Origin of the sequence: Caldalkalibacillus uzonensis (assembly GCF_030814135.1) — a bacterium.
In the GTDB taxonomy this organism is placed as follows: domain Bacteria; phylum Bacillota; class Bacilli; order Caldalkalibacillales; family Caldalkalibacillaceae; genus Caldalkalibacillus; species Caldalkalibacillus uzonensis.
Genome location: NZ_JAUSUQ010000010.1, coordinates 110,205 through 126,983 on the forward strand (window position 1 = coordinate 110,205; position 16,779 = coordinate 126,983).

A 16,779-nucleotide genomic window follows, 5' to 3' on the forward strand; every position below is an offset into this window, starting at 1 on the left:
CCTCATCTGGCTTGTTCCACTTGCCCAGATTTTAAAGCAGCAAAGGCTTGCTCCAAGTCGGCAATCAAATCGTCCACATGCTCCACACCCACGGAGAAACGCAACAAGCGGTTACACACCCCGTATGCCGTGCGCACCTCTTCAGGAATGTCGGCGTGGGTTTGGGTGGCGGGATAGGTGATGAAACTTTCTACCCCTCCCAAGCTTTCAGCAAAGGTAATTAATTGAAGGTGCTGCAGGAAGGGATTGACCCATTCTTCTTTTAAGATGCGGAAGGAGAGCATCCCTCCCCGGCCCGGATACAGCACATCGGTCACACAGTCATGCTGCTGCAAATAGGCGGCAATCTGCCGGGCATTGGCCTCATGCTGTCTCATGCGTAAGGCCAGTGTCTTCATACCACGCATCAACAGCCAGGAGTCCAGGGGGGAGAGGGTGGCACCGATGGCGTTATGATAATGAAACAAACGTTCACATAATGCTTCTCCCTTGGCCACAATCAGTCCGGCCAGCACATCGTTGTGTCCGCCCAAATATTTGGTGGCGCTGTGAATGACGATATCTGCCCCTTGTTTGATGGGCTGCTGCAAAAGTGGCGTGTAAAAGGTGTTGTCCACGATCAGTAACAGGCCATGTTTTTTAGCCACCCGGCTGACCGCACTGATATCTGTCTCCTGCATAAGCGGATTGGTCGGTGTTTCAATAAAGATAGCTTTGGTGCGAGGGGTGATTCGTTTTTCAATTTCCTCTGTACATCGTGGATCAACATAATGGAAGTTCAGCCCCCAGCGCTTCCAGCCTTCTTCAAACAAGCGGTACGAGCCTCCATAGAGATCCTGGGAAACGACCCACTCGTCCCCTTGCCCAAACAAGGACAAAATAATCTGAATGGCCGCCATACCTGAACTGGTGGCAAATCCCCGGTCGCCACCCTCCAAATCAGCTATAGCCTGCTCCAGAATGGCCCGGGTCGGATTGCCTGTACGGGAGTAATCATAGCCCGTAGACTGGCCAATGCCGGCATGGCGGTAGGCGGTTGAAAAGTAGACCGGAGCCGATACCGTCCCGGTTTCTTTCTCACTGCGGTTTCCGATTTGAACCAGCTGAGACTCTAGTTTCAATTGGCTCATCTTAGCTCATCCCCACCTTTGCTCTGCTTTGATGAAATAAAAAAGCCTTCTTCTGATAAGAAGAAGGCAAGACTAAGCGGGTTTCCGTTAGTTTGTCTTCCTCTTATCTTTCAAGTTGAATCAAGACAACTTGACTCAACTTGCTGGAATTAGCACCTGGCCAGCAATACAAGCTGGCTGGTTGCTGAGGTTTCACAGGGCCAGTCCCTCCACCTCTCTGGATAAGAAAAAGAACAACACTCGTATTCAGTTATGTATGACTATTAAAACAACTATATAACTAATTTATTGATTTGGCAATAGGAAAATGTAAAAAAATTTAGCAATCCCGGAATGTGGTTAATTGACGCCCACGGGACAGTGTCGTTCAATGATCTGCTTTTTCAGTGATTTCCTATCAAAAATGATCACCGATTTAGGTGAAAATTTATAACCTATTTATCAGAGGGCATTTTAGGCTCATGTCTATCCTTTTGCAGCGGCCCCAAGTTTTTGACTTCTTTTCTGAAATTAGGAATTGACAGACAGCGAGGGATTATATATGATACTTTAAAACAGCAAAATTCCATAATTCATAGTTGATTAATGTGAATTGTGTTATTAACCGTGTTGGCACGTATCATGTATAGAACCGAAAGAAAGGTAAAGGTGAAAATCGATGCTGTTAACCTTTATCGCCATTGTCATTGCCTTGTTTTTTGCCATGAATATTGGGGCCAGCGGAGCAGCGGCCACCATGGGTGCGGTGTATGGTGCGGGAGCGGTCCGCCAGAAGACGCTCGCTTTGCTGCTTGTGGCTCTAGCAGTCTTTTTGGGTGCAGTCTTGGGCAGCGGAGAAGTGGTGAAGACGATCGGCAGCGGGATTATCCCCACTGATATCCTCAATGTGCCGATTGTGCTGATTATTTTGGTTGGAGCAACCAGCACGCTGTTTATCGCCAATCTGCTGGGTATTCCTTTGTCAACCAGTGAAGTGACTGTGGGATCGATCGTTGGCGTCGGCATTGCCTTTCAGGCCTTGTATGTCTCCAATCTGCTCTACATTGTCTCGTTTTGGATCATTGTGCCGGTAGTTGCCTTCAGTGTGGCTTACGTATCAGGCAAAGGGATTCTGTGGTTTGAGAGACGCTATCCTGACCTGAAAAAGGGAGGCAAATGGCGCAAAGCTCTTATTGCCCTCCTCATCTTCACCGGGTGTCTGGAGGCTTTTTCAGCAGGGATGAATAATGTAGCCAATGCCATCGGCCCTTTGGTAGGAGCGGGACTGTTGGATGCAACGCAGGCCATCTGGCTGGGTGGGGCCTTCGTGGCACTGGGAGCGGTCTTGCTCGGCGGAAGGGTACTGGAGACCAACGGCAAACGGATTACCTCCCTCTCTCTGCTGCAAGGCAGCGTGGTGTCAGGAACAGGAGGTACATTGGTGGTCTTGGCTTCACTGCTGGGCATCCCAGTTCCGCTTACCCAGGCTACCACATCGGCCATTTTGGGTGTGGGGACCGCAGAGAATGGTTTCCGCTTATGGCAAAAGAATGTGATCGTTCAAATTATCAAGGTGTGGATTGTGTCACCTATTCTTTCGCTGGTGGTTTCATACACCTTGGTTCATATCATCCTGGAGCCTAATCCATATGTTGTTATTGTTGTTTTGAGTGTGTTTGTAGGTACATTTGGCACGCTCAGTTTATTAAAAACCATCCGGCAAGACAAGAAATCGATTCATGAACAAGGAGGCGGGATTTAACCATGGGTGTTACATTCTCTTACACGACCTTGCCTAAAGAGGAGCTGGCCGAGGTTAACCGGCAGCTGGAGCAAAAAGACACCCTGGATGTGATCAAGTGGGCTTACGACCAATGGGGTGATGAGTTGATTTACGCCTGCAGCTTCGGGGCAGAAGGCATGGTGCTGATCGATTTGATCAGCAAAGTCAAAGCCGATGCTAAAGTCATTTTCTTAGATACACACCTTCATTTCAAAGAAACTTACGGTCTGATTGAAGAGGTCAAACAGCGCTATCCCCTATTGCGAATCGAGATGATCCAGCCTGATCTTTCCCTGCAGGAACAGGAGAAACAGTATGGTGACCAATTGTGGTTACATAATCCTGATCAATGCTGCCGGCTACGTAAGATCATCCCTCTGCAAAAAGCGTTGACCGGGGTCAAAGCTTGGATGTCCGGACTACGGCGAGAACAGTCGCCGACTCGGGCCCACGTCCAGTTTGTCAACCTGGATCATAAGTTTCAATCGATCAAGGTTTGTCCCCTCATTCACTGGACATGGGAGGAGGTGTGGCTGTACATTAAAAGCTTTAACCTTCCCTATAATCCGCTGCATGATCAAGATTATCCCAGCATCGGCTGTGAACCTTGCACTCTGCCTGTGCAAGGAAAGGCTGATTCCCGGGCAGGCCGTTGGGCCCACTCAGCTAAGACCGAATGCGGGTTACACAGCCAATAAACATGGTCAGCCGTCCGAGTGAGTGCTTGTTTTACGGGTATATCACTTGTTTGACATAAAGCAGGAAAAGGAGGAGAGAGGATGAGTCTCAGTCAGCCTCATGGAGGAAGATTAATTAACCGTTACCAACCTGATGTTGATTTGTCTCTCATCAACAAACAGGTGGAACTGGACACAATTGCTTTGTCAGATTTGGAATTGATTGCGAATGGCGCCTACAGTCCCTTGGAAGGGTTTATGGGAGCAGATGATTATGTGCAAGTGATCCAGCACATGCGCCTGGCCAGCGGTGAAGTATGGAGCATTCCCATTACGCTTCCCGTCAGTGATGAAGCAGCCAGCACAATTAGGGAAGGCGATCTCGTCAAACTGACCTATGAGGGGACGGTATATGGATTAATCGAGGTGCAGGAGAAGTACCGTCCCGATAAAACGATAGAAGCCAAGCAGGTCTACCGCACCACAGATGTCGCCCATCCAGGGGTAAAAAAACTGTTTGAACGGCCCCCTGTCTATCTGGGAGGACCGGTTACGCTGGTTAAACGCCCGCCTAAGAAGCGCTTTGCTGAGTTTTATCTGGATCCTGAACAGACTCGTGCCCGGTTTAGGGAACTGGGCTGGCGCACAGTGGTTGGGTTTCAAACCCGCAACCCGGTCCATCGTGCCCATGAGTATATTCAAAAATGTGCCCTTGAGACCGTGGACGGTTTGTTCCTTAATCCCCTGGTGGGTGAAACGAAGGCGGACGACATTCCGGCGGATGTACGCATGGAAAGTTACCAAGTGCTGTTGGAAAATTATTATCCGGAGCAGCGTGTCTTTTTGGCTGTCTTTCCGGCCGCCATGCGTTATGCCGGGCCTCGGGAAGCCATTTTTCACGCCATGGTGCGCAAAAATTACGGTTGCACTCATTTTATTGTTGGGCGGGATCATGCTGGGGTTGGCAACTATTACGGCACCTATGATGCCCAACGCATTTTTGACCACTTTACACCTGCAGAACTGGGCATTACACCCCTGTTTTTTGAACATAGTTTCTATTGTTATCAGTGTGGGGGAATGGCCTCCACCAAAACATGTCCCCATAGTGAAGAACATCGCTTGATCTTGTCCGGCACGAAGGTACGTCAGATGCTCAGTCAGGGAGAGGTACCGCCGCCGGAATTCAGCCGCAAAGAAGTGGTGGAGGTCTTGATTAAAGGCATGAAACAGCTCTCATATTCTTCCTAAATGTATGGTCTGTCATAGCATGGCTGTTGCACTGGCCCGACAGCCATGCCAGTGAATGAAATATTGAAGCAAGGAAGTGAAAGCCATGTCTGACAAAAGCATCGTCTGGCATCAAACCAGCGTCAGCAAGCAGGACCGTCAAGCCTTGAATGGACACAAAAGCTGTATTATATGGTTTACCGGCTTGTCCGGATCAGGAAAATCGACACTGGCCAATGCCCTGGCCAAAGCGTTGCATGAACAGCAGGTGAGAACTTATGTCCTGGATGGGGATAATATCCGCCACGGGTTAAACAAGGATCTGGGCTTCTCACCGCAGGACCGGGTGGAGAATATCCGCCGCATCGGTGAAGTGGCTAAGTTGTTTGTCGATGCCGGCATCATCGCCTTGACGGCCTTTATCTCCCCTTATAGGGCTGACCGGGAGCAGGTCAGGTCGCTGGTGGAAGACGGGGAGTTTATCGAAGTGTATGTCAAATGTCCCTTGTCCGAATGTGAACAACGGGATCCTAAAGGGTTGTACAAAAAGGCACGGGCAGGAGAGATCCCTGAGTTTACCGGGATCAGTTCGCCTTATGAGGAACCTGAACAACCGGAGATCATCATTGAAACAGACCGGCTGTCCGTGAAGGAAGCCGTGGAGCAGTTGCTCAGGCTTTTGAAAGATTGTCAGATTATCTCCTAAACTTATGCCATTTTTTTAAAAAAACATTGGATGGTTGAAATAACTTGGGTGAGGAGGATTAATCATGGCTTATACCAAGGTGTGGGCAGATGATCCCAACTTGAACGAAATGGAGAAAAAGAAACTCCAAAAAGATGGACTGGACATTTTAAATGATATTGAACGCTATGCCCAAGAAGGTTTTGCCTCAATTCCCAAGGATCAATGGGATTATTTCAAGTGGGCCGGCTTGTACTTACAGCGGCCAAAAGAGGACGGCTATTTCATGATGAGGGTTAATATTCCCTCCGGTATTCTTACTTATGCCCAGGCCGAGGTGTTGGCCGGCATCGGGCGTGATTACGGACGAAACCTGGTGGACATTACTACCCGCCAGGCGGTCCAGTTTCACTGGCTGGAGATTGAACACATCCCGGATATTTTCAAACGTTTGGCAAGCGTAGGTCTGTCTTCTGTTGGGGCTTGCGGTGATATTTTGCGTACCATTGTGGGTAACCCTCTGGCAGGCATAGATCCCCATGAGCTGCTAGATACGACGGAGATTGTTCAAGAGGTCTATCACTTTTTCCAGCGCAATTATGATTTTTCTAATCTTCCCCGCAAGTATAAAATGTCCATCTCAGCCAATGTGCACAATGCGGCTAATGCCCATATTCATTGTGTTTCCTTTGTTCCAGCCACCAAGGTCATCGATGGGGAAGAGGTTGTCGGTTTCCACCTGTGGGTCGGAGGGGGACTTTCGGCAAAACCTTACCTGGCTCAGGAACTGGATGTGTTTATCCGTCCGGAACAGGTAAAAGCAGCAGCGATTGCGGTAACCACAATCTTTCGGGATTACGGTTATCGTCACAAACGTCACCGGGCCCGTCTCAAGTTCCTGGTCGCTGACTGGGGAGCAGAGAAGTTTAAGGACAAACTGGTGGAACTGATGGGTGAGTTGCCATCAAAAGGCACGACGCAGTTGAAGGAGTGGAATGCCGGTTACTTCTACGGTGTTCATCCGCAAAAGCAGGAAGGTCTCAATTATATCGGCTTTAATGTGCCAGTCGGGCGCTTGAGTGCGGATGAGTTGTGGGAGCTGGCCCGTATTTCCAAAACGTATGGCCAAGGGGAAATCCGTACCTGCAATTCGCAAAATGTGGTGATCCCCCACATTCCTGATGATCAGGTGGACAAGTTGTTAAAAGAGCCGATCTTTAAGCGTATCACCATTGATCCGCCTTCGTTTACAGCTTATTCCGTCTCCTGTACAGGGATTGAATACTGCAATCTGGCTCTCGTGGAAACGAAGGAGCGCATGAAGCAAGTAGCTGAATATCTGGACAGGGAAGTGGAGCTGGATATTCCTGTTCGTCTGCATATGACAGGCTGTCCCAACTCCTGCGGCCAGCGCCAGATTGCCGATATTGGTTTGCAAGGCGTGCTGATGAAGGGCGAGTCAGGCATGGTGGAAGCCTTTGATATCTATGTGGGCGGTACTTTGGAAGTGGAGCATGCCCAGTTTAACCAAAAGTTAAAAGGACGCATATTAGCTGAAGATGTGGCTCCTGTGCTTAAACAATTGCTGCTGTACTTTAAGGAAAACCGGAAATCACACGAAACGTTTTTCGATTTTGTGCAGCGTATCGGCTTGGAGCAATTGCAGAAAGTCTATGATGAAATCTTGGAGAAAGTGGCGTAAAGATGAGTGCGGAGTACTATCTGTACCGCTTGGAAATGAAAGTGGATGGTCAGCCTGTTGAAGTGATTGTAGCTGCTGAGAATCATGAGCGGGCCTTTGCCATTGCCGAAATTGAGGTGGAGAAAATGTATTTGCGTCTGCCACAGCTTGAAGAAATGGCCATTGTGGAAAAGAAAAAAATCGGCCGTGGCAGCGGATATGTGGTGGCGGACGGTCGTAACCAATAACGATCATAGTGGCCTTAGTGGGTTGAGAAGATGAGGGGGTGGGAATGATGCAACAGTGGATTAAGGAAGTGGCCCGTGGCAAAAAAGGGGCCCGTAATTTGACAGCAAACGAAGCGCTTGCGGCAGCCAAGGCTATTGTTGAAGGCAAGGCTACAGATGCTCAACTTGCCGCTTTTCTGGTCGCTCAGCGTCTCAAGGGTGAAACAGCTGAAGAACTGCTGGCTTTTGTGGATACTCTTCGCAAGGCTGCTCCGACCATTAAACTTCCTGAACTCCTGAGAACAAAGCTGATTGACCTGGCCGGACCGTATAACGGGAGAAACACTTTTGCTGCCACGGTTCCCGTCGCCCTGCTGTTGGCCGATCAGGGCTTGCCGGTCTTGTTACACAGCAGCGACGCTTTGCCTCCCAAGAAGGGAACATCGGTTAAAACCATTGTGCACCGGTTAGGGATTCAGGTGGATCAGTCCACCAGCCAGATTGCCCACACTTTGACCGGGGTCAATATTGGCTTTGCGTGGACGGAGAAATTATGTCCTCCTCTCCAGGCTGTCAGAAGGGTAAGGGAAGAGATTGGGGTACGTACACTGCTCAACACGGTGGAAAAAATACTAAACTTGGCCCAAGCTCAAGCCGTTATGGTTGGTGTTTTTCACAAAACGGTGGTGGAAACCAATGCCGCTGTCCTCCGGGCCATGGGTTACAAACAAGCTTATATTGTGCAAGGGGCGGAAGGTTCGGAAGATTTGCCTGTTCATCGCACCAGTTTCGTGTACGAGGTTGGAGAAGAAGGAATTGAACGTTTCGAGCTCGATCCAGCAGCCTATGGTTTAAAACATCGCAAGGATAACGATAAGGAAAAGTTGAGTGCGGATCAACAAGTGGACATTATTCGTCGCCTTCTTAAGGGAGAACAAAGTGAAGAATTGGCCTATTATCGGGATCAAGTTCTGTGGAATGCCGGTGTCCGCTATTACTTGTTTAGCCACCTTCCCTCAATTGAGGAAGGCATTGAGTTGGCCCGCAAGCAGTTGGCTGAGGGTCGGGGAGAGAAGCGTCTCGCTATCTGGCAGGATCAATTGGCTGCATTACAAATATAGTCTGTGCAATGCGTAAGATTAACACCCAGGTGAGGAGGAGGAATGTACAATGCAAGAGGCGGGAAAAGTGTATTTGGTAGGTGCAGGACCGGGTGACCCTGAACTGATTACAGTCAAGGGAGCGAAGCTGCTGCAGTTGGCAGACGTGATCGTTTACGACCGTCTGGTTAACATGGAACTTTTACGTTATGCCAAACCTGGCACAGAGCTGATTTTCTGTGGCAAATCCCCTGAGCGTCATACCATGCCTCAAGAAGAGATTAACAGAGTGTTAGTTTTTCATGCTCAGCAGGGAAAAACGGTCGTGCGTTTAAAAGGTGGTGATCCCAGCATTTTTGGCCGTGTGGGTGAAGAAGCGGCTTACTGTGCCAAACATGGGATAAGTTTTGAAATTGTGCCTGGGATCACGTCCGGTGTGGCTGCTCCCGCCTATGCTGGCATTCCTCTCACTCACCGTGACCTTAGCTCCAGTGTGGCCATTGTGACCGGTCACAAACGGGTGGATGGTGAAGGGGACCCTGTTCGCTGGGACCAGCTGGCCACCAGTGTGCAAACCTTGGTGATTTATATGGGTGTAGGCAACTTGCCGTTTATACGGGAACAATTGCTGGCCCATGGCCGCCCGTCCGATACCCCGGTGGCATTGGTCCGCTGGGGAACGCTGGCCAAACAAGAGACATTGGTGGGGACCTTGGACAATATTGTTGAACAAGTGCAGAAAGCGAAGTTTAAATCTCCTGCCATTATTGTTGTCGGTGAAGTGGTGCGGTTAAGAGAGCAATTGGCTTGGTTTGAATCCAAACAGACAGCAGGTGAAAGGACTGAACAAACAGAAGACGGTCTGCCTGCACTGAAGACAGTTGTTGTGTAAAGAGACAGCCCTGCATTACAGCAGGCATGACGTATTTATATACAACAGGCGTTGTTCAGCCGCGGAAAAGGAGGACTGAAGGTGCCGGACACAGGTGTATTGGTGCTGGCCCATGGTTCGAGAGACAACAGATGGGTGGCCGAAATTGACCGGGTCGTGCAAGCATTGCCCCTTGACGCACCCGTCACCGTTGGCTTCTTAGAAATGGTGGAGGAACGCAGTATAACAAGAGGCGTACAAGGACTGGAAAAGAAAGGTGTACGTGACATTGTGGCACTGCCATTGTTTGTCTGTTCCGGCAGTACACATCTGGACGAGATTCAGTATGCCTTAGGGCTGAAAAAAGCGCCTGCCGTGGAAACAGACCTTGTGCCGATTCCCAGGTGGGCCAACATAAACTGGTTGTCTCCTATGGATGACCATCCTGTTGTGGCCCGGATCATCACTGAACGGATCACAGCCCTCTCCCTGTTCCCGCCTGAAGAGGTGGTGCTTTTGGTCGCTCATGGCAGTGACAAACCTGGCTTTCAAGAACAGTGGCAACGCACATTAACCTCCCTGTCCCGTTCCATACAAGGGGCTTGCCAATTTAAACGGGTAGAGTATGCCACCGTCCACCCCTATACCATAAGACCTCAGGCTGAAAGGCTGGTGCAGGTAAGCAAGAGAATGATTGTGATCCCCTTGTTTATCAGTGAAGGTTATTACACTAAGACATATATTCCAGCTCAACTCTCCGGTTTAGATTATGTCTATGACGGGAGAACCTACCTTCCTCATCCGTTAGTGAGCCGCTGGATGGAGGAACAAATCAAACAAACTGGGCGATTGCAAGCTCTTTAGGCTTGTGGTTGATGGGGAAGAGAGGGGAGAGCAGGTGCTCCCCTCTTGATTATTCAATGATAGCAGTTGTGCCCACAGACACCTGTTTAAATAACCATTCCACATCAGCGTTGTGCAGGCGGATACACCCCTTGCTGACACTTTGGCCTATGGAAGAAGGGTTGTTCGTGCCGTGAATGCCATAGGTGTAGCCGTTCGTGCCGGGAACGGAGAGGCCCAGCCAACGGGAGCCTAGCGGGTTTGCAGGGTCCCCACCCGGAATATTGTCCGGGAGATACCAGGGGTTTTTCACTTTATTAACGATGGTAAATGTGCCCTGTGGCGTTGACCCGTTTTTTCCTATGGCGATAGGAAAAGTACGCACAAGCTTTCCGTCTTGATACAAGGTAAGAGTCCGTTTTGTCAGCTCAATGTGTATATAATCCCCGGTGTGGGCGGGTTCATTGGGCACGTGTGAGTGATCATCGGGGATGTTCAAGGTTTCTATGATGTGTCGGTCAGGTATGTACAGATTCGTGCCCGCCTTCAACCCCTTGTCTGCGTCGGCCAACTCGTTAAAGTGAGCCAGGAGGGTTTGAAACCGGCCAAGTTGGTAGTAAGCATGACTAATTTGATATAATGTATCTCCGGGCTCTACCTGATGGATGCGGATATAAGGGTGGTAGAGGGACAAAACTTGACCTGCTTTAAGCTCCTTTTCAGGCTCAGTAATGCTATTCCACCGGGCGATATGCTCCTGATAGCGACCCGATTGATAATACTTCAAGGAAATGCTGTACAGTGTCTCCCCTTGTTGAACCGTATGTTCCCACGTCAGAGGGGTGGGAATACGGATGACTTGGCCTGCTAATAATCCTTGAGAAGGGTTAGTCAGCCCGTTAAAGCGGCTGATCAGATCATAAAACCGGCTCGTTTGATAGTAGCTGACAGCCAGTTGGTGCAAGGTTTCTCCCGGTTGAACTTTGTGTGCAAGTGCCCATTGTTCTCCTTTGTGCAGTATGTATTGTCTGATGGTCAGCCTGTTTTCTTGCTTGTTGTGAGGTTGTTTTTGGTCAGCAGCCGGTGATTTTTTCTCCGGAAAGGTGAGTTCTTGCTGATCATTCTGTCTGGCAGATAACGCTCCCTGATCCGCTGCAGGAGGTTTGTGCTGTTGTCCGGCTGGTGATGTTTCCGCAGAAGCGGGAGTTTCCTTGTCCGCATCTGTATCCCTGTCCGTATCGGTGTCTGCTGGATCGTGTTCTGCTTTGGTATCCTCTTGCTTCAATTGATCTTGCAGTTGATTGATATGTCCCATTAGCTCATGATGTTCATCGTGGAGAAACTCCGGCCCCGGGTGTAAGAGACGGTCGGCTGGATTTTTCTCTGGTACAGATGGCGCAAAGGACTGTTCCGCAGGAGTGTCCTCCAACTCCGGTGTGCTGTCTGTTAACAGATGTTGTGTCCATAATGTGCCTGCCCAGTGCAGGAGGTGGAAGGGCTGAAAATCGCCCATGCTCCACCATACTAGAGACAGGCCCGCCACAATGGCAACAAGTAAAAGCAGGATCCAGCGCTTCAGTCTCTTCCGGCGCAAAGCCCGGTATTTTTCCTTTCGTGACAGCGGGGAATGCTGGCTGTTCACAAGCGATTCACTCCTTTATCTTACAAACCACCAGCCTATACATTCCCTGTAACTTTGGAAAATCCTTCTTTTTTGTCGAACAAAGAAGAAAATTGAATCTATTGACCCGGCCGCAAAAAAGGTGGCCAAGTCTTTTGGCATAGCCTGCTGCCTGGTGATGGAAGATTGCTTATTAAGAAAGTAATGAGCCGAAGGGACTAGTCGATTAAGTTGAGTCTTGAGGAGGAAAGAGGAGTTGAACGGTTCGTTATTAAACCTCTTAAGAGTAACTGTCATATGTATTATGATGATCCTCCCGTTCATTACAGCATGTCATTCTGAAGAGGTAGTAGCTGGAGTAGAAAAAATTGAAAAAGAACAACTTTTAACCAAATCTTCGTTAGAGGAGCAAGCATTAAATGAGGATTTGGAAATCATTGATATGCTTCTGCCAGCACAGAATTCCAGACCACGGACCGAGGCAATCACCCATGTCATCATTCACTTTATGAGCAACGTCTCCAGGAAACCCCATGATCCGTACAATATGGAAGACATATATTCTATTTTTGAAGAATATGGATTTTCTGCCCATTACGTGATCGGCAGGGATGGGGAGATTTACCGTCTTGTTCCGGAAGATCGAGTTGCATTTCATGCAGGTTCCGGAAATCTGCCTGATTTCCCGGAATACAAAAATAAGCTCAACGATTATTCCATAGGTATTGAACTTCTTGCTATCGGAACCCGGGAAGAAATGTCTGCTATGATATCAGGAGATACATATGATTCAATTGATCCTTCTTTCATAGGATTTACCGAAGCACAATATGAATCGCTAAATGCCTTATTGGACGAGATTATCGAACGGGATCCGTCGGTAATTAGAGACAGGAAACATATTGTTGGGCACGATGAATATACACCAGGAAGAAAAACTGATCCAGGTTCCTGGTTTGACTGGTCAAAAATCGGATTTTAGAGCATTGCTTTTGGCGACATAATTGCCACTGTTGAGCACTGGTTTTTGCAGTACCGGTGCTCATTTTTATTATTTAAAGATCTCAGTGCTTTACGTTGGTAACAGGCTGTGTTTAGATTCTTTTGTCAAAATACTGTCATAGGTATCCCCCGGTGAGAGGTTCAATGTGCTGTATAATGGGTTAAGATAGAAATGTGCGTACATTTAAGGAGGCTGCAATGATCATGCTAAAAAATAACAAAATGAAAATGCTTTTGCTGACCATCATTGCGGTAAGTGTGATAGCGCTTTCTGCACTCATTTATATTAACCGGGCCAATACCCACACACTGGATGTTTTTGATTCCATCGAACCGTTTAGTCTGGAAAGCACGACAGGGGAGACCTATCATTCAGACAACGGAAAAATTAAATTGATCTCCTTTATTCTGATTAACTGTCCAGATGGGGTTTGTCCCATGACGATGTGGGACTTTTCTCTCTTACAAGATGAATTGAAACAGAAGGGCTGGTTTGGTGAGGAAGTGGAACTCTTGGCCATTACCTTTGATCCTGCACGGGATGATTTGAACGCTTTAAAGGAGTACAGCCAGTACTTTAATGCCGATCCCCGCGGTTGGCACTTTCTGCGTGGGGAAGAAGAGGAAATTGCCGCTATTGCTGACCAATTGCGCTATGTCTATGCCGTACGGAAAGATGGTTCAGCGATGCATGCCACTACCATGTATTTGCTGGACGGGGAGCATCGCATCAGAGCTTATCACAAAATGACCACACCAACTGATGAGATGGATAAGGAGAGCGTCTTGCGGGATATTGAATCTTTAATCAAAGAAAGGTAATGAAAATTGACGAACTATCATGAAGGAGGAACAAAACGGTGCAAAAACGATCCATAATTCTGTTGTTGCTGTCAGTGATGTTGATCTTAGCAGGATGTCAAGATAACCAGAATGCACAAGATGAGCCGTACGTGCCTGGAGCTCCCATTGAAGTTCATTTTGGCACTGATCCCGAGACACCTCACCCAGCTGGACAGCCTCTGATCCTTTATGTGGAAGTGACGCAGGAGGGAGAAGCGGTGGAGGATGCCGATGAGGTGCTGTTTGAAATCTGGAGTGAGGCAAGTGAAGACGATAACCACGGGGATGATCACAGTAACGGAGTGGCTGAACACGGAGTCGGTCATCAGGATCAGCAGGAGGCAGATCAAGAGCAGCAGGATTCTCCAGCCGGGCATGAGCATCAGATGATGAAAGATTATCAAACTGAACATGACATGCTTGAAGCTGAACATGCCGGAGGCGGTATCTATCAGCTGGAGATCAGCTTTGATGAGCCGGGTACCTATTATGTGATGTATCATGTGACCGCGCGAGGTTATCATGACATGGTCACTCATGAACTTGAGATTATTGAATAATAGGCATGAATGATAGTGACGGCGGCTGAGACTAGGGGCGTGACCACAATGATGAAGACAAAGAGAATAGTAAACTGGATCTTGGTGATGATGCTGTTTGCCGTTACTTTGGCTGCTCAGGCGGCGGGCACTGTCCCACATGTGGCTGCGGAGGATAGCGTACCAACGGTTTGGCCAGCGGCTGAAGATGTATGGCAAACGGTTTGGGAGCACCCTTTGTCCCCCTGGTTACGCACGGCTGATCTTGTGGGACTGGGACTGGCCGGTGGCTGGTTGTTTGCCCGGCTTTTTTTCCGATCAGGCCGCTCTCATTTCACATGGTCAGCTTCCGCCCAGCATTTTCTCCAATTAACTGTGTATGGTTTGTCCGCTTTGTTAATCATCATGGCTGCAGCAGGCCAAACTGTGCTGCTCAGTACAGTTGTGGCCCCTGACAGTGCAACCGGGTGGCGGGAGCTGCTTCTGGCCACTTTCAGCATGGCTGCTGGGTGGGCCACGCTCATCTGGTTAAAACCGCTGCTTATGTTGGGCTTACTTTTCTCCTCCTTCTCCCGTCATCCCTTGGGCATACTGAAGTCCGCTTTTGTGTCAGGGGTGTTGGTGTGCATCGTCTTGAGCGGAAGGTATGGTTACTCAACTCTGTTTGTCTCTCAGCTTATTCACATCCTGGCGTCCATCCTTTGGCTGGGAGGGGCGCTGGGCTTTTTTATCTACAGCTATATACTGAAAGACAACGAGACAGCCTATCACTTTATATTTAACAAAGTGTACACGTTTGTCACCCTCAGTTTGGCCATCATGTTCATGCTGGCGGTTTCCGGTGTACTGCTTAGCATTTCTCTGCTGGAGGCATGGTACGATGTGTTGCGTACCGATTTTGGTTTGAAGCTGCTGTTGAAGTTCTTGCTCTTTTTTATACTGGCCGGCGTTATGGTTTGGTTGCGGTGGGAATGGCTGGCTGGCACTGCAGCTCAACCTGCTCATCAGCCAAGACTGTTTTACACCGCTGTGCGGCGAATGTTTGCCATCCAAGCGATTGTACTCTGCACAGGGTTCATTTTGACAGGACTTATGTCTGGGGTAGCGCCGCCTGAACAGGTGGACCCCCACCATGCGCGAGGGGAAGTTCAGTTCCATTTTACCTCTGCCCAGAGTGGCCAGGGAGAGTACAACCTGGTGGCTTACGTGATGCAAGACAGGCAACGAGTGAGTGGTGCTGACGTCTATTTTGACCTGTGGAAAAAAACAGATGACGGTCATGTCCGCAGGCTGTATGACTATATTTGTATTGATTTGGAGCTAGGGCTGGATGCCTGGCGAGATGAGCTGGTGAGGCAGGGATATTTAACCAGTGTTAAAGCTGAAGAAAAGGAAGAGCATGTCTATATCGGTTCAGCTCTACTGGAAGCAGGCAGTTGGTACGTGAGAGTGCATGCTCAAAAAATGGAGGAGGAGATAGATGCGTATCAGGACTATCAGCTGGAGGTGCGCTGATACGCTTCTCACTCCTCCCCTTTTTTACATGAGCCAATTAATCACCACGACGGGCAATAGCTTCGGCAATCTTGGGACCGTGAAAACGGCCGTTTTCAATAAAGATCTCGTTGGCATTGTTTCCGGCGGCAATGACGCCGGCCACAAACAGGTTAGGAACATTGGTTTCCATGGTGTCTTCGTTATAAAAGGGTCTGCCGGTAGCCTGATCGATCTTGACCCCTATGCGGGTTAAAAAGGAATGGTCTGGATGATAGCCCGTCATGGCAAAAACGAAGTCGTTTTTGATTGTCTTCAGCTGGTCTCCAACTTGATAAACCACCTCATGAGGGCGGATTTCCTTTACTTCTGCATTAAACTCCATCGTAATTTTACCATGGCGGATCAAGGAGAGGAACTCGGGCAACACCCAAGGCTTAACGTCCTGAGAAAACTCTGATCCCCGGTATAGCACCGTGACGCGGGCTCCTGCTTTCTCCAGCTGGAGGGTGGCGTCAACAGCACTGTTTTTGCCGCCGATCACCACAACGTCCTGGTCATAGAAGGGATGCGCTTCTTTAAAATAATGAAACACTTTATCAAGATCAGCACCAGGCACATCGAGCAGGTTGGGATGATCGTAATACCCCGTGGCCACGATCACATACTTAGTCGTATAGTGCTTTTTCTCTCCGCTTTTGCCTCTGCTTTCCACGATAAAGCTGCCGTCCGTTTGGCGAATCACTTCTTCTACTTTTTCATAACTGTTGATGCGCACTTGTTTCAAGCGGGCCACTTCCCGGTAGTAGGCCAAAGCCTGACTGCGGCGGGGCTTACGCTCTTCTATGATAAAAGGTACGTTACCTATCTCCAGTTTCTCCGGTGTGGAAAAGAAAGTTTGGTGGGTGGGGTAACGGTAAATAGAATGGACTACATTTCCTTTTTCGATGACAAGGGGATTGAATCCTTTGTCCTGCAAAGCAATAGCAGCAGCAAGCCCGCAGGGGCCAGCTCCCACGATGATGGCATCTTCTGTCATTTATGCTTCACTCCCATAAACTCAGGATGTCATAC

The 16,779-nt window shown here is 48.9% G+C and carries 16 protein-coding genes and 1 riboswitch; of the genes, 13 read left to right on the forward strand and 3 right to left on the reverse strand.

The window, feature by feature from the left end; all coding sequences use genetic code 11:
- Positions 1-2: 2 nt before the first annotated feature.
- On the reverse strand, positions 3-1,130 hold the full coding sequence (locus J2S00_RS13635) for a methionine biosynthesis PLP-dependent protein (RefSeq protein WP_307340802.1): 1,128 nt from the start codon (positions 1,128-1,130) through the stop codon (positions 3-5).
- A gap of 100 nt (positions 1,131-1,230) precedes the next feature.
- Positions 1,231-1,358: riboswitch (SAM riboswitch) on the reverse strand.
- Between the two features lie 430 nt (positions 1,359-1,788).
- On the opposite strand from J2S00_RS13635, the gene cysP reads away from it, so the two are divergent.
- The 9 genes from cysP (at position 1,789) to J2S00_RS13680 (ending at position 10,227) form a co-directional block, all read left to right on the forward strand.
- Entirely contained in the window at positions 1,789-2,871 is a 1,083-nt protein-coding gene (gene cysP / locus J2S00_RS13640) for a sulfate permease (RefSeq protein WP_307340807.1), read from the forward strand.
- 2 nt (positions 2,872-2,873) lie between these two features.
- On the forward strand, positions 2,874-3,590 hold the full coding sequence (locus J2S00_RS13645) for a phosphoadenylyl-sulfate reductase (RefSeq protein ID WP_307340811.1): 717 nt from the start codon (positions 2,874-2,876) through the stop codon (positions 3,588-3,590).
- Positions 3,591-3,671: 81 nt separating this feature from the next.
- The gene (sat, locus tag J2S00_RS13650) at positions 3,672-4,820 is read left to right on the forward strand and encodes a sulfate adenylyltransferase (protein ID WP_307340813.1); all 1,149 of its coding nucleotides are present in this window, start codon (positions 3,672-3,674) and stop codon (positions 4,818-4,820) included.
- Between the two features lie 85 nt (positions 4,821-4,905).
- Positions 4,906-5,505 (forward strand): adenylyl-sulfate kinase, encoded by a 600-nt coding sequence (gene cysC / locus J2S00_RS13655; RefSeq protein ID WP_307340815.1) that lies wholly within the window; start codon positions 4,906-4,908, stop codon positions 5,503-5,505.
- 64 nt (positions 5,506-5,569) lie between these two features.
- Positions 5,570-7,186 carry a nitrite/sulfite reductase gene (locus tag J2S00_RS13660; protein ID WP_307340818.1) on the forward strand — a complete coding sequence of 539 codons (1,617 nt, stop codon included), beginning with the start codon at positions 5,570-5,572 and terminating at the stop codon, positions 7,184-7,186.
- A 2-nt stretch (positions 7,187-7,188) separates the two neighbouring features.
- Positions 7,189-7,413, forward strand: a complete 225-nt coding sequence (locus J2S00_RS13665) for a DUF3906 family protein (RefSeq protein ID WP_307340823.1) — start codon at positions 7,189-7,191, stop codon at positions 7,411-7,413.
- A gap of 47 nt (positions 7,414-7,460) precedes the next feature.
- On the forward strand, positions 7,461-8,513 hold the full coding sequence (locus J2S00_RS13670; RefSeq protein WP_307340826.1) for an anthranilate phosphoribosyltransferase: 1,053 nt from the start codon (positions 7,461-7,463) through the stop codon (positions 8,511-8,513).
- A 49-nt stretch (positions 8,514-8,562) separates the two neighbouring features.
- The gene (cobA, locus tag J2S00_RS13675) at positions 8,563-9,384 is read left to right on the forward strand and encodes a uroporphyrinogen-III C-methyltransferase (RefSeq protein ID WP_307340829.1); all 822 of its coding nucleotides are present in this window, start codon (positions 8,563-8,565) and stop codon (positions 9,382-9,384) included.
- Between the two features lie 81 nt (positions 9,385-9,465).
- The gene (locus tag J2S00_RS13680; protein ID WP_307340832.1) at positions 9,466-10,227 is read left to right on the forward strand and encodes a sirohydrochlorin chelatase; all 762 of its coding nucleotides are present in this window, start codon (positions 9,466-9,468) and stop codon (positions 10,225-10,227) included.
- 49 nt (positions 10,228-10,276) lie between these two features.
- Here J2S00_RS13680 and J2S00_RS13685 read toward each other — a convergent pair whose 3' ends face one another.
- Entirely contained in the window at positions 10,277-11,848 is a 1,572-nt protein-coding gene (locus J2S00_RS13685) for a L,D-transpeptidase family protein (protein ID WP_307340835.1), read from the reverse strand.
- A 235-nt stretch (positions 11,849-12,083) separates the two neighbouring features.
- Here J2S00_RS13685 and J2S00_RS13690 point away from each other — a divergent pair, with 235 nt between their 5' ends.
- The 4 genes from J2S00_RS13690 (at position 12,084) to J2S00_RS13705 (ending at position 15,726) form a co-directional block, all read left to right on the forward strand.
- The gene (locus tag J2S00_RS13690; RefSeq protein WP_307340837.1) at positions 12,084-12,809 is read left to right on the forward strand and encodes an N-acetylmuramoyl-L-alanine amidase; all 726 of its coding nucleotides are present in this window, start codon (positions 12,084-12,086) and stop codon (positions 12,807-12,809) included.
- A 224-nt stretch (positions 12,810-13,033) separates the two neighbouring features.
- Positions 13,034-13,651 (forward strand): SCO family protein, encoded by a 618-nt coding sequence (locus J2S00_RS13695; protein ID WP_307340841.1) that lies wholly within the window; start codon positions 13,034-13,036, stop codon positions 13,649-13,651.
- Between the two features lie 38 nt (positions 13,652-13,689).
- A complete protein-coding gene (locus tag J2S00_RS13700; RefSeq protein ID WP_307340843.1) occupies positions 13,690-14,232 on the forward strand; it encodes a hypothetical protein in 543 nt (180 codons plus the stop codon).
- A 48-nt stretch (positions 14,233-14,280) separates the two neighbouring features.
- Positions 14,281-15,726 (forward strand): hypothetical protein, encoded by a 1,446-nt coding sequence (locus J2S00_RS13705; RefSeq protein ID WP_307340846.1) that lies wholly within the window; start codon positions 14,281-14,283, stop codon positions 15,724-15,726.
- 37 nt (positions 15,727-15,763) lie between these two features.
- Here the strand turns inward: J2S00_RS13705 and J2S00_RS13710 are convergent, their stop codons facing one another.
- Positions 15,764-16,744, reverse strand: coding sequence for a YpdA family putative bacillithiol disulfide reductase (locus J2S00_RS13710; protein ID WP_307340848.1), 981 nt, complete (start codon positions 16,742-16,744; stop codon positions 15,764-15,766).
- Positions 16,745-16,779: the final 35 nt, after the last annotated feature.

Coding starts and splice junctions, on each gene's coding strand:
- cobA (WP_307340829.1), top strand. CDS start 8,563: ATGCAAGAGGCGGGAAAAGTGTATTTGGTAGGTGCAGGACCGGGTGAC.
- J2S00_RS13660 (WP_307340818.1), top strand. CDS start 5,570: ATGGCTTATACCAAGGTGTGGGCAGATGATCCCAACTTGAACGAAATG.
- cysP (WP_307340807.1), top strand. CDS start 1,789: ATGCTGTTAACCTTTATCGCCATTGTCATTGCCTTGTTTTTTGCCATG.
- J2S00_RS13635 (WP_307340802.1), bottom strand. CDS start 1,130: ATGAGCCAATTGAAACTAGAGTCTCAGCTGGTTCAAATCGGAAACCGC.
- J2S00_RS13710 (WP_307340848.1), bottom strand. CDS start 16,744: ATGACAGAAGATGCCATCATCGTGGGAGCTGGCCCCTGCGGGCTTGCT.
- J2S00_RS13645 (WP_307340811.1), top strand. CDS start 2,874: ATGGGTGTTACATTCTCTTACACGACCTTGCCTAAAGAGGAGCTGGCC.
- J2S00_RS13665 (WP_307340823.1), top strand. CDS start 7,189: ATGAGTGCGGAGTACTATCTGTACCGCTTGGAAATGAAAGTGGATGGT.
- cysC (WP_307340815.1), top strand. CDS start 4,906: ATGTCTGACAAAAGCATCGTCTGGCATCAAACCAGCGTCAGCAAGCAG.
- sat (WP_307340813.1), top strand. CDS start 3,672: ATGAGTCTCAGTCAGCCTCATGGAGGAAGATTAATTAACCGTTACCAA.
- J2S00_RS13705 (WP_307340846.1), top strand. CDS start 14,281: ATGATGAAGACAAAGAGAATAGTAAACTGGATCTTGGTGATGATGCTG.
- J2S00_RS13695 (WP_307340841.1), top strand. CDS start 13,034: ATGCTAAAAAATAACAAAATGAAAATGCTTTTGCTGACCATCATTGCG.
- J2S00_RS13670 (WP_307340826.1), top strand. CDS start 7,461: ATGCAACAGTGGATTAAGGAAGTGGCCCGTGGCAAAAAAGGGGCCCGT.